Origin of the sequence: Enterobacter cloacae complex sp. P1B, from assembly GCF_014982345.1 — a bacterium.
GTDB classification, from domain to species: Bacteria; Pseudomonadota; Gammaproteobacteria; order Enterobacterales; family Enterobacteriaceae; genus Enterobacter; species Enterobacter bugandensis.
This window is the reverse complement of record NZ_JADCLF010000012.1, coordinates 1-11,881: the sequence shown is the minus strand read 5'-3', so window position 1 is coordinate 11,881 and position 11,881 is coordinate 1. Positions and strand designations below refer to the sequence as shown.

Genomic DNA, 11,881 nt, shown 5'->3' with positions numbered 1-11,881 from the left:
ACGTCTTACTCATCCGGGTTAAGGCGACGACGGCTGATGATGCGCAGCAGACGCCACAGCACCCATGCCAGCAAGACCACGCTGACCGCAGCCAGGATGGCGAGCAGAACCGGATGGTTCGACAGCGCATACCACAGGCGCTCGAACCACGGCAGATGGCCGACGTAATACACATCACCCACGCGCAGGCTGTTGACGCCGGACTCGCGGATCACCGACACAGAACCAAACATCGCGGCACGTTTGCCGCTGTCGTTCATCGCGGTATTCAGCAGCTCATAGCCACGCGGGCTGTCCGCCAGCAGGGCTATCACGCTACGCTGATCGTTGTAAGGAGACTGGAAGCCCACCACCGCAGCCATCGCCCCCTGAGAGGTTACGGCCGTCTGCGCGCTGGCCTTACGGTCGTTCACGTCCGGCATAATGCTTGGGAACTCGGTCTGGCGAAGCGGCGTGTTAACCCACGACTCGGTGGCTTTCACCAGCAGGTCGATACGTTTTTCATCCTTCAGCTTGTCCGGGATGGTGCCGATCACCATGATATCCGCATCTTTGTTCTGGATCTGACTGCCATCGTCCGTCAACGTGACGTTAACTGCCGGTAATCCGGTTTGCGCGCCTACGGTTGCCATGGTGTCGAGCAGGGTCGTCACCTGACCTTCGTTTGGCGCTTTTGGCATCACCACAATGGATTCAGAGAGATCGGCCATGCGGCTGAACGGGAAACCCGCGTTAGCAAAGGCACGCAGATCCGGCATCGCCAGGAAATGGTAGTACTTCGAGAAGTCGATGGTCGACTCATCGCCGATCACAACGTGGTTTTGTACCGGCTGGAAGGTGATGCAGTTATCCACCGAACCGCCAGGCATCGGGTTCATGTACTGGAAATCAAAACGCAGCTGGTTGATCGCGCCAAGCTTCAGCGCCGGAATAGAGACGTCCGTTTTTCCGTCCAGCAGCCCCTGCAGCACCGGCAGGCGGAGCATCAGACGGTTGGTGTCCTGGGTACTTTGCAGACTGAACGATTGCAGGAACTGGTTGTTCAGGCTGATATCCATGCGCGAGCTGTCTTTCGTCGCCGGCGCGGTATAGCGGTAGTTGAGATTGATATCAATGCCGTTGGTGCGCAGCAGGTACAGATCCGGCGGCAGGTTCAGCGACAGGCTAATCGGCGATGGCTCCAGCCCGGACGCCTGCAGCTGCTCTTCATAGGTTTTCAGTTCACCAAACGTCACGGCGCGGTCGGTACGCACCCAGTTTGGCGCGTCATAAGGTTTACGCGCCAGCAGCGGCTTAACTTCGTCCACCACCACGCTGTTGCCGCGGAAAAGGACGTTGCCCTGAGCAATCGCCTTCGCGGCCTGGACCAGATCTTTATCATCACGACCAAAGACCACCAGCAGCTTCACGTACGGGTTATCCGGGTGGCTTACCATCTCAATGGTTGGCGCTTTGACTTCCGGGTGGTCGCGCAGGAAGCCCGGACGCTTCGCGTTGGTTGCAAAGACAATCGCGTTCCTGTCCGGCATTTTGTCATACATCACCGGGAAGTTCTGACCGCGCCAGCCGGAGCGGGAGCCAAACCAGGAGGCCACAATGGTCGCCGCCAGCTGCTCGGTTACGTCAGGGGACGATGCAAACACCATCGGCAGCGTGAGCGGACGGTTATCACGCGGGTCGAAGAACGGAACCGGGAACGCCGACAGATCGTTTTTCAGCGCCAGCGGCTGGTAGGTCATCTGCAGCGAGGAGTTACGCCCGACGTCCAGCCACAGCGTGTTGCTGGCGGGGTTTTCGCAGACATCGCGGTAGTGACCAACAAACTCCAGACGGATACGGTTAAAGTCGGTGATGAACAGCGGGTTAATCGGCACCTGCGCCTGTGTTTTCTTACCCAGCTGCTCTTTGGTCACCGGCAGAACGTCCATCAGTTCATCGTTCAGGTAGACCTTCAGCTGAGACTGCGTCGGCAGCAGGGATGGCGACGGGGTGTATTCAAGGTTCAGTACCGCATTTGAAACAACCTCATCGCTGCGCATACCAAATTCAATGCTGCCGTTAGGGTTGACGCCGCGCAGCACCATGCTGCCCGGCGGCGGCGCAATTTGCGCGAAGGTCAGCTTCACGTCCCGCGACGGCACATTATCCGCGACAACGGGCGCGTTAGCCCCCCGCACGCCCGGCATCACCTGCCCGATGACCGGATTCTCGGCCGGCAGGGTGTTCCCCTCCGTTGGCTGGTTCGGAATGATGTTTTCTGTTTGACCGGGTGCCGCCGTAACAACCGGATCGGTTGCCTGCGCGACGACAGGGACCGTCGGCGCAGGCGTCGCCGCTGCGTTACCGGGTGCTGCGTTAGCCATTGTTGCGGGAAGTGCACTCACTCCCATTGCCACTGCACATAACCAGGAAAGTTTTGTTTTCATCGCGTTATCATCATTGTTGAGCCATAACCGGGTCCGCCTGCTTCGTCTCATCCCGCTCGGGACGACGAGGAATGAACGACACGACCCAGGAAACCAGCGAAGTAAGTGACCGGAAAATTAATTTCACCGACGACGGGGCAAATTCTGCAAGGTGACGATAGCCACGGAACCCCAGCTTCAGAATATCCAGCAGGCTTTCCAGTGGTTTATCTTCCGGGAAGCTGTCCTGCCAGAGAGCCCATGTATCCGCACGGGCAAACGTACACTGCACAAAATCAATGTGTTGCTTTTTGGTCAACGGCATCAGCTGCAGACCCACTTCACTGCCTGCCACACGCACAACCTGCGTCGGGAAGACATACTCCTGCTGACCGCGCTTAAGCAGTAGGTTAACCTTCTGCCCTTCCAGCACTTTCGCCTGGCCGTTGATTTTGATCCCCAGGCCACCGTCAGAGAAGTCGTGCACCGTACAGGAGAAGAGGTGACCATCTTCACGGGCGATCGCCGCAGGCATGCAGATTTCAACGCGATGCGCGCGACGAACCTGTTTACTCTCTACCGACACCGCCACCGCGCCGCCGAGGATAATCAGGTTGTAGAACACCCAGGCCATACTGACAAAGACGGTCAGGATTTCGTTTTCCGGGCCGTAGAAGTAGCGCCAGATACCGGCGATCACGCCGACAATATTCAGCAGCACGAGGAAGATATACGGGCGGGAGATCACCCAGTCGACGTACTCCTCTTCCACCAGACCGCCCTTCGCGGTGACGTTGAATTTTCCTTTGTGCGGGTTAATCAGCGCGACCATCGTCGGCGGCGCGATGTACCACGCCAGCACCGTTTCGTAGATTTCACTCCAGAAGGAGTGCCGGTATTTGCCCTGAATCTTCGAGTTCGTCAGGCTCGCGTGGATCATGTGCGGCAGAACGAACAGCGCAATCATCAGCGCGGGGGCGTAAATGATATAGGCGTGAAGGAGCAGAAACGCCAGCGGCGCGGTCAGGAAGATCAGCCGCGGGATGCCGGACAAGAAGTGGAACATGGCGTTGACGTAGCAGAGACGTTGCGCCAGCTTGAGCCCTTTGCCTATCAGCGGGTTATCGAGGCGGAAAATCTGCACCATGCCGCGCGCCCAGCGAATACGCTGACCGATGTGCGCCGAGAGAGATTCCGTCGCCAGACCGGCGGCCTGAGGGATACGCATATAGGCAGAGGTATAGCCGCGGCGGTGCAGGCGCAGCGAGGTATGCGCATCTTCCGTTACCGTTTCAACGGCTATTCCGCCAATTTCATCGAGCGGCTTACGGCGGATAACCGCACACGAGCCGCAGAAGAAGGTGGCATCCCACATGTCGTTCCCGTCCTGCACCAGGCCATAGAACAGCGTGCCTTCGTTCGGGGTTTTGCGGAAGCGGCCAAGGTTACGTTCAAACGGGTCCGGCGAGAAGAAGTGGTGCGGCGTCTGCATCATCGCCAGCTCTTTCTCTTTCAGGAACCAGCCCATGGTCATCTGCAGGAACGAGCGCGTCGGCACGTGGTCACAGTCAAAAATCGAGACGAACTCCCCGGAGGCATACTTCAGGGCGTTGTTGATATTCCCGGCCTTCGCGTGCTCGTGAGTCGGGCGGGCGATGTATTCGACGCCGACCTCTTCCGCAAACTGGCGAAACGCCGGACGGTTGCCGTCATCCAGGATCCAGACTTTGAGCTTATCTTTCGGCCAGTCGATGCCCAGCGCGGCATAGATGGTGTTTTTCACCACGCTCAGGTCTTCGTTGTAGGTCGGGACGAAGAGATCGACGGTCGGCCACTGCGTGGTGTCTTTAGGCAGCGGAACCGGCTGGCGGTTGAGCGGCCAGATCACCTGGAAATAGCCTAGCACCAGCACAATCCACGCGTAGGTCTCAGCAAAAAGCAGCACCAGACCGCACACCAGGCTGACCGGGTCGTCCCAGTTCAGCGTTGAGGTGTAACGCCACCAGATGTAGCGGCAGGAAACCGTCAGCGACAGCACAATCAGCATCAGCGCCGAGAAACGGCCCGGAATACGACGAACCAGCAACGCCACGCCCCACAGCAGGATCAGGAAGATGAACTGCGCCAGGGGGTTGAAAGGTTGCGTAATACAGACCAGCGCCAGAATGAGCGAGAACACGACAATCACGCCGAGAATAAAACGCCGCAAGCCTGGGTGGAGATGCCCAAGCTCTTTATGGTTATCCAGATGGCTGGTCTTATCGCTGACGCTAGCGGGCAGTTTATCCAGCCACTGGTGATAGCGTTCACGTAACTGCTGTACGCGGGAATAGCTGCGCCAGTGCGGCGTTATTTTCTCCGTTCGGGATGACGATATTGCCAGCCAGACGGCCTGAATAAGATAGCGCGCCGGGTCCAAAGGCCGTGGTCTGTCGGGGTTAATGTGTGGGTATAATTCGCCGTGACGCGCACGGATGCGCTGCCAGCGCGGGTGCTCGAGTGGAATGAACGTCCAGGCCAGAATCAGCCAGAAACAGCCGAGCGCGGCGCTGAATGCCGGAGCACCATGCCGGCGAAAGTGCCGGTAATGATCGCTCAAACGCGAACTGACCGGCGGGATGAGAAGCCAGCTGGCGAGTCGACTCATACCGAACTCCCGGCAGGCTCCGCCTTGCTGGCGAAGTTCAGCAGACACCAGTTCGCCAGCGTCAGGATCTCTTCTGCTGCCAGCGAGTCGCTGCGGTATTCGCCCAGCGGCTGCTTGGAGGCGAGGCATTCCGCCATCCCCTCATCCCGATGAATCACAATGGGAAGCAGGCGTCTCTGGCTTTGCAGCCACACCTGATAGAGATCGTCCTGGATTTGGCTACCGATACGTAAATCGTTAATCAGGAGGTGCGCGTTCTGAGGCAGCCCCTGCTGATGCAGGCGAATATGGCAGTTCGCATCGACGTTCACCACGGAAAGTACATGATCGCACTGGGCGATGAGCTGCCGGGTCAGCGTCCCGGCGCCGTGCGGCAGATCCAGCAGGATCCACTGGTAGTGCCCCTTTTCTTTCAGGCTCTGCAGCGCAAGCGTGAACTGCGAAAACAGACGCTGATAGGCGGCTTCATTCTCGCGTTCTGTGGTGGTCAGTTGGCCAAAAGGCAGTAAATCCAGCTGGGAGGTATAGCGTAGCCCCGCATCCCGCCAGTCTTTGTCATCAAGCAGCGCGCGGGCCCAGCCCTCTTCGCGAGTGAAATCGACGTTGAACGACATACGCAGCAAATTATCGGCGCAGGCGTCAATCACCAGCACCGATTCACCTAAAAGCTGTAATGACCACGCCAGCGCCGCGGTAACAGATGTGGTACCCACACCGCCACGGACGCCCTGTAATCCGAGTATGGCCATCAATGGCTCCCTTAATGTTGATGGGCGAATTCAGCTAATAACGGCCAGCGTTTAATAGCAGCAGCCAACTGTTCCCGCTGGGAAATATCGGTGTAATCTATTTCAGGTAGAGAAAAGGCCTGCGCCAGCGCCAGAAAATCGTTTTGGAATGTGTAACCCAGAGTCGAGTCGACTGGGGTTGCAGGTTCGTTATTATCCATTCTTATTCCATCCCTTTGAGGAAAATCGCACGCTCGGAAGTTGCGGGGCATCCTGCCCTGACAAATTTCATTTACATGCTAAATCTGATGTTCTTTAATTTCAATGTTAGGTTTATTTCTACGCTTTCGCTAGTAAACTGAGATACAGGCAAATTAGACGAAAAGAGGGACATCGTGGACTCCATATTTTCTATTGGCATCCAGTCATTATGGGACGAATTGAGCCACATGCCAGTCGGTGGAGTCTGGTGGATTAATACGGATCGTAATGAAGACGCTATCAGCCTGGTAAACCAGACAATTGCCGCTCAGGATAAGGATTCCCGCGTGGCCGTCATTAGCATGGGCGAAGAGCCGAAGAAAATAATTACGCTGGAAAGCGACAGCGGCCCCCAGAAAGTACGTTTGTTTTCTATGTCAGCGGAAGCGGATAGTCTATACTTTTTGTCCCGCGACGTTCAGTGCTCTATAGATCCGGATCACTATTTAGTGATTCTTAAATGTGCAAATAACATACTGCAAAATATTCCTGCTGAAAAACTGCTGTCGTGGCTGGAAAAAATCAATAAATGGGCAAAGTTTCAAAATTGCACGCTATTGGTCGTCAACCCCGGCAGTAATAACGACAAGCTGTTCTCACTTTTGATGGGCGAATATCGCTCCCTGTTCGGGCTGGCAAGTCTTCGTGACCAGGCAGGCAGCTATCTCTACGATATTGCCTTCTGGTGCAATGAAAAGGGCGTGAGCGCCAGGCAACAGCTGACTCTTAAACATATTGAGGGGAAATGGCACCTGGCACAGCAGGAAGAAACCGTGGTGCAGCCGCGCAGCGATGAAAAGCGCATCCTGAGCCATATTGCGGTTTTAGAGGGCGCGCCCGCGCTTTCGGAAAACTGGTCACTGTTTGAGTCTAACGAAGCGCTTTTTCATGAAGCCCGCACCACCCAGGCAGCCACCCTCGTTTTCTCGTTGATGCAGAATAATCAGATTGAAACGCTGGCGAGACAAATTCACACCCTGCGCCGCCAGCGCGGCAGCGCGTTAAAAATTGTGGTGCGCGAAAATAATACCAGCCTGCGCGCTACCGATGAGCGTCTGCTTCTGGGCTGCGGGGCAAATATGGTTATCCCCTGGAATGCGCCACTGTCACGCTGCCTGACGCTTATTGAAAGCGTTCAGGGTCAGCAGTTCAGTCGCCATGTCCCGGAAGATATCTCCACGCTGCTCTCCATGACCCAGCCGATGAAGCTGCGTGGCTACCAGAAATGGGATACGTTCTGCGATGCCGTCGGCAACATGATGAGCAACACGTTACTTCCGGCGGACGGGAAAGGGGTTATGGTTGCCCTGCGGCCGGTCCCGGGCATTCGCGTTGAGCAGGCGCTCACCCTGTGTCGCCCGAACCGTACAGGGGACATCATGACCATTGGCGACAATCGCCTGGTGCTGTTTTTGTCGTTTTGCCGGGTCAACGATCTTGATACCGCGCTTAACCACATCTTCCCCCTGCCTACCGGGGATATTTTCTCGAACCGTATGATTTGGTTCGAAGATAATGCTATCAGCGCAGAGCTGGTGCAAATGCGCGCTCTCCAGCCTGAACAATGGGTTAAACCGCTCGCAATCACGAGCGATGTAAAACCGCTCCTCAATGCCAGACATGACGGACATGTCTGGCGTCGGGTTCCGGAACCCCTTCGCTTATTAACTGAGAACGGGGAGAACGCACCATCATGAATATCAGCGATATCATCCAACTGGTCGTATTCTGCGCGCTGATCTTTTTCCCGCTTGGCTACTATGCACGCCATTCCATACGCCGTATCCGTGATACGGCCAGAGTGATGTTTGTAAAACCTCGCTATGTAAAACCAGCCGGAACACTGACACGGGCATCACACGTCAAGGCAGACCGTAAACATGACTAATTCTTCCTATACCGCTTCGTCACCCTCGCCGCTCTGGCAATACTGGCGCGGCCTTTCCGGCTGGAACTTCTACTTTCTGGTGAAGTTTGGCCTGCTTTGGGCAGGTTATCTGAATTTCCATCCCCTGCTTAACCTGGTGTTTATGGCCTTCCTGCTGATGCCTCTGCCGAACATCAGGCTGCATCGTTTACGCCATTGGGTGGCCATCCCCATCGGCTTTGCGCTGTTCTGGCACGATACCTGGCTGCCTGGTCCGGAAAGCATAATGAGCCAGGGATCGCAGGTCGCGGGCTTTAGCGCAGACTATATGCTTGACCTGGTTGAGCGTTTCATTAACTGGCAGATGATTGGCGCCGTCTTTGTCCTGCTGGTTGCCTGGCTGTTCCTGTCTCAGTGGATCCGCGTCACGGTATTTGTCGTCGCCATTATGATCTGGCTTAACGTGCTGACGCTGGCGGGGCCAAGCTTTTCGCTGTGGCCTGCCGGCCAGCCGACGACAACGGTGACCACGACGGGAGGAAGCGCAGCGGCTACCGTTACAACGGCAGGCGATACGCCGGTGGTGGGCGATATTCCAACGCAGACTGCACCGCCGACCTCCACCAATCTTAATGCCTGGCTCTCCAGCTTCTATACCGCTGAAGATAAGCGACAGACGAAATTCCCGGATGCGCTGCCAGCCGATGCGCAGCCGTTTGAGCTGCTGGTGATTAACATCTGTTCCCTCTCCTGGGCCGACGTGGATGCCGCCGGTTTGATGTCTCACCCGCTGTGGTCCCACTTTGACATCCAGTTTAAAGATTTTAACTCTGCCACCTCATACAGCGGCCCGGCGGCAATCCGCCTGCTGCGAGCAAGCTGCGGTCAGGCATCGCATAAAAACCTGTATCAGCCCGCTGGCAACCAGTGTTATTTGTTCGATAATCTCGCGAAGCTGGGCTTTACGCAGCACCTGATGCTGGGGCATAACGGTCAGTTCGGTAACTTCCTGAAAGAGGTACGTGAACAGGGTGGCATGCAGGCGCCACTGATGGATCAAACCGGTCTTCCCGTTACGCTGCTGGGCTTCGATGGCTCGCCGGTTTATGACGATACTGCCGTGCTGCAGCGCTGGCTGCAGACCATCGAAAAAGACAGTAATCCGCGCAGTGCAACGTTCTATAACACCCTGCCGCTTCACGACGGTAACCACTTCCCGGGGGTGAGTAAAACGGCGGATTACAAAGTGCGGGCGCAGAAATTCTTCGACGAGCTGGACGCGTTCTTCACGGAGCTGGAAAAATCTGGCCGTAAAGTGATGGTGGTCGTGGTACCTGAGCACGGTGGCGCGCTGAAAGGCGACAGAATGCAGGTATCCGGTCTGCGCGATATCCCAAGCCCGTCCATTACCAACGTGCCTGCAGGCATTAAATTCTTTGGTATGAAGGCACCGCACCAGGGCGCACCAATTGAGATTACCCAGCCAAGCAGCTATCTGGCGATTTCAGAACTGGTTGCCCGCGCCGTTGACGGGAAGCTGTTTGTGGAAGATAGCGTGAACTGGGATCAGCTCACCAGCAACCTGCCGCAAACGGCTGAAGTCTCCGAGAACGCCAACGCGGTAGTGATTCAGTATCAGAACAAACCGTACGTTCGCCTGAACGGCGGGGACTGGGTACCGTATCCGCAGTAACTGATTTACCCCTCTTCCCACAGGGGAGAGGGGATAGTCAGTGCGTCATTATTGCGCTGAAATCCACACCTGCATTTTCAGACTTGCCGAATCGTCGTCGTCTTTAGAGGTGATTTCGGGCTCTCCGGAAGGCTGCCCCATCGTTAAATGCCAGGGTAGCGCAGAGGGATTGTCGCATCGTTCACTCCATCCGGTTATTCGGCGCTTCGCAGGGAAATCTCACCGCCCACCCAGGGCTTGATCGCGCCATCCTGCTCCAGAAGCAGCGCGCCCTGTGCGTCAATACCGCGGGAAATGCCGTAAATCTCTTTATCACCAATCAGCAGCTTCACCGGACGGTTGATGAAGTTATCCAGCTTTTCCCAACGAGACAGGAACGGTGCCAGGCCTTCCTGTTCAAAAAGCGTGAGTGAGCTGCGCAGCTCTTTAATCATGCGCACGGCAAGGGTGTTACGATCGATGACGATCCCCGCCTCCTGGAGATTGGTCCAGGCCTGATTCACCACATCATCCTGGACAGTACGCATCACCATATTGAGGCCCGCGCCAATAACAATTTGCGCCGCATCACCGGTTTTACCCGTCAGTTCGACCAGAATACCGGCAAGTTTACGATCGTTAAGGTACAGATCGTTTGGCCACTTAACTCGGACCCGATCGGCACCCAGATCGTGCAGCACTTCCGCCATGACGATACCAATGACCAGACTCAGGCCAATGGCTGCGGCAGGCCCCTGCTCCAGACGCCAGTACATGGACAGATAGAGATTGGCGCCAAATGGCGAGAACCATTTGCGACCGCGACGGCCACGACCGGCCTGCTGGTATTCAGCAACACAGGCATCGCCGGACGAGAGTTCGCTCAGCCGATCCATAAGGTACTGGTTCGTCGAATCAATCACCGGCAGCACCGCAACGTTGCCGTGTCCAAGCTGGCTGCGGATGACGTCTTCATTCAGCAATTGAATTGGCTCCGGCAGGCTGTAGCCTTTTCCCGGCACCGTGAACACATCGACGCCCCAGTCGCGAAGCGTCTGGATATGCTTGTTAATGCCGGCACGGCTCATGCCCAGCTGCTCGCCCAGCTGTTCGCCAGAGTGAAACTCCCCGTCAGCAAGGATGCTAATCAGGGTTAACGGAATGGTATTGTCCTTCACGCAATGGTCTCCACGGCATTCACTTCACCTGTGCGGCCAATGAAGCGGACTTCTGGCTCCAGCCAGACGTTAAACTTTTCGCCCACACGTTGACGAACATAATGCGCCAGCTGTACAACATCATCGCTGGTCGCATCGCATTGATTAATCAGTACCAGAGCCTGCTGCTGGTGAACGGCAGCGCCACCTACGGACGTGCCTTTTAACTGGCATTGATCGATCAGCCAGCCAGCGGCCAGCTTCACGCTGCCATCTGCCTGAGGATAATGTGGCGCAGTGGGCCATCCTTCAAGAAAGGCTTTTGCATTTTCGCTGCTAATAACCGGATTTTTGAAGAAGCTTCCTGCATTTCCGTTTACTTTCGGATCGGGAAGTTTGGTCATTCGCATATGGCAAACTGAGTCAAATACGTCGCGGGCAGTGACGGTTGCCGGATCGAGACGCGTTAAATCGCCATAGGTCAGCACCGGCTGCCAGTTCTTTGGCAGACGCAGGCCCACGGCGACAATCACGTAGCGATCCTGATATTCATGCTTGAAGATACTGTCACGATAGCCAAACCGACACTGTTCTGCCGTTAAGCGCTTAGCCGTTCCGGTCGCCAGTTCGATGCAGTCGACATATTCACAGACATGTTTCAGTTCGATGCCGTAGGCACCGATGTTTTGGATGGGTGACGATCCGGCGCAGCCTGGGATCAGCGCCAGGTTTTCCAGACCCGGCATCCCTTTTTCGAGGGTAAATTGCACCAGCTGATGCCAGTTTTCTCCGGCCCCCACGTGCAGATGCCAGCTATCGGCATGCTCTTCCACACCAATGCCCATGATGCGGTTAACGATTACCGTTCCCGCGAAATCGTCGAGAAACAGGACATTGCTTCCTTCGCCCAGAATCAGTACGGGTTCGTTATTTTCTGTTGCGCTTTGCCATGCATCCAGCAGCTGCTGTGCAGTATCGGCACGTACAATTTGATTAGCATTACGTTGAATGCCAAAGGTATTCCAGGGCTTAAGGGAGTGGTTCATAGACGCTATCCTGATGCAAAAACGCAGGTAGTTTACCGTATAAGCAGGGTGTTGGGGGATCTGTTTGTGCAGCGCAGAAACGCAAAAAGGCCATCCTT

General features: G+C 56.0%; 9 protein-coding genes. 3 read left to right on the top strand and 6 right to left on the bottom strand.

Features of this window, described 5'->3' with window-relative positions:
* Positions 1-5: 5 nt before the first annotated feature.
* The 4 genes from bcsB to bcsR are packed head-to-tail and all read right to left on the bottom strand — an operon-like array spanning position 6 to position 6,001.
* Positions 6-2,426: a cellulose biosynthesis cyclic di-GMP-binding regulatory protein BcsB gene (gene bcsB, locus INF77_RS12135; protein WP_049000466.1), complete on the bottom strand. Its 2,421-nt coding sequence runs from the start codon at positions 2,424-2,426 to the stop codon at positions 6-8.
* Positions 2,427-2,436: 10 nt separating this feature from the next.
* The gene (bcsA, locus tag INF77_RS12130) at positions 2,437-5,052 is read right to left on the bottom strand and encodes a UDP-forming cellulose synthase catalytic subunit (RefSeq protein WP_028014759.1); all 2,616 of its coding nucleotides are present in this window, start codon (positions 5,050-5,052) and stop codon (positions 2,437-2,439) included.
* Positions 5,049-5,801: a cellulose biosynthesis protein BcsQ gene (gene bcsQ / locus INF77_RS12125; protein ID WP_028014760.1), complete on the bottom strand. Its 753-nt coding sequence runs from the start codon at positions 5,799-5,801 to the stop codon at positions 5,049-5,051. The genes bcsA and bcsQ overlap by 4 nt, the downstream gene beginning before the upstream one ends.
* Before the next feature lie 11 nt (positions 5,802-5,812).
* Positions 5,813-6,001, bottom strand: a complete 189-nt coding sequence (bcsR, locus tag INF77_RS12120; RefSeq protein ID WP_028014761.1) for a cellulose biosynthesis protein BcsR — start codon at positions 5,999-6,001, stop codon at positions 5,813-5,815.
* 174 nt (positions 6,002-6,175) lie between these two features.
* Here bcsR and bcsE point away from each other — a divergent pair, with 174 nt between their 5' ends.
* From bcsE to bcsG, 3 genes are read left to right on the top strand one after another with little or no spacing between them, the layout of a single operon-like run.
* The gene (gene bcsE, locus INF77_RS12115; protein WP_048960024.1) at positions 6,176-7,738 is read left to right on the top strand and encodes a cellulose biosynthesis c-di-GMP-binding protein BcsE; all 1,563 of its coding nucleotides are present in this window, start codon (positions 6,176-6,178) and stop codon (positions 7,736-7,738) included.
* The gene (gene bcsF / locus INF77_RS12110) at positions 7,735-7,929 is read left to right on the top strand and encodes a cellulose biosynthesis protein BcsF (protein ID WP_072201618.1); all 195 of its coding nucleotides are present in this window, start codon (positions 7,735-7,737) and stop codon (positions 7,927-7,929) included. Before bcsE ends, bcsF begins: the two co-directional genes overlap by 4 nt.
* On the top strand, positions 7,922-9,601 hold the full coding sequence (bcsG, locus tag INF77_RS12105) for a cellulose biosynthesis protein BcsG (protein WP_028014764.1): 1,680 nt from the start codon (positions 7,922-7,924) through the stop codon (positions 9,599-9,601). The genes bcsF and bcsG overlap by 8 nt, the downstream gene beginning before the upstream one ends.
* A 194-nt stretch (positions 9,602-9,795) precedes the next feature.
* Here the strand turns inward: bcsG and birA are convergent, their stop codons facing one another.
* Both birA and murB read right to left on the bottom strand, forming a co-directional pair.
* Positions 9,796-10,758, bottom strand: coding sequence for a bifunctional biotin--[acetyl-CoA-carboxylase] ligase/biotin operon repressor BirA (gene birA / locus INF77_RS12100; protein WP_047363553.1), 963 nt, complete (start codon positions 10,756-10,758; stop codon positions 9,796-9,798).
* Complete coding sequence (gene murB, locus INF77_RS12095; protein ID WP_193532570.1) at positions 10,755-11,783, bottom strand: UDP-N-acetylmuramate dehydrogenase; 1,029 nt, start codon at positions 11,781-11,783, stop codon at positions 10,755-10,757. The genes birA and murB overlap by 4 nt, the downstream gene beginning before the upstream one ends.
* Positions 11,784-11,881 lie beyond the last annotated feature (98 nt).

What these genes read in the sequence shown, in the direction of transcription:
- bcsB (WP_049000466.1), bottom strand. Translation starts at nt 2,426, where the DNA reads ATGAAAACAAAACTTTCCTGGTTATGTGCAGTGGCAATGGGAGTGAGT.
- bcsA (WP_028014759.1), bottom strand. Translation starts at nt 5,052, where the DNA reads ATGAGTCGACTCGCCAGCTGGCTTCTCATCCCGCCGGTCAGTTCGCGT.
- bcsQ (WP_028014760.1), bottom strand. Translation starts at nt 5,801, where the DNA reads ATGGCCATACTCGGATTACAGGGCGTCCGTGGCGGTGTGGGTACCACA.
- bcsR (WP_028014761.1), bottom strand. Translation starts at nt 6,001, where the DNA reads ATGGATAATAACGAACCTGCAACCCCAGTCGACTCGACTCTGGGTTAC.
- bcsF (WP_072201618.1), top strand. Translation starts at nt 7,735, where the DNA reads ATGAATATCAGCGATATCATCCAACTGGTCGTATTCTGCGCGCTGATC.
- bcsG (WP_028014764.1), top strand. Translation starts at nt 7,922, where the DNA reads ATGACTAATTCTTCCTATACCGCTTCGTCACCCTCGCCGCTCTGGCAA.
- murB (WP_193532570.1), bottom strand. Translation starts at nt 11,783, where the DNA reads ATGAACCACTCCCTTAAGCCCTGGAATACCTTTGGCATTCAACGTAAT.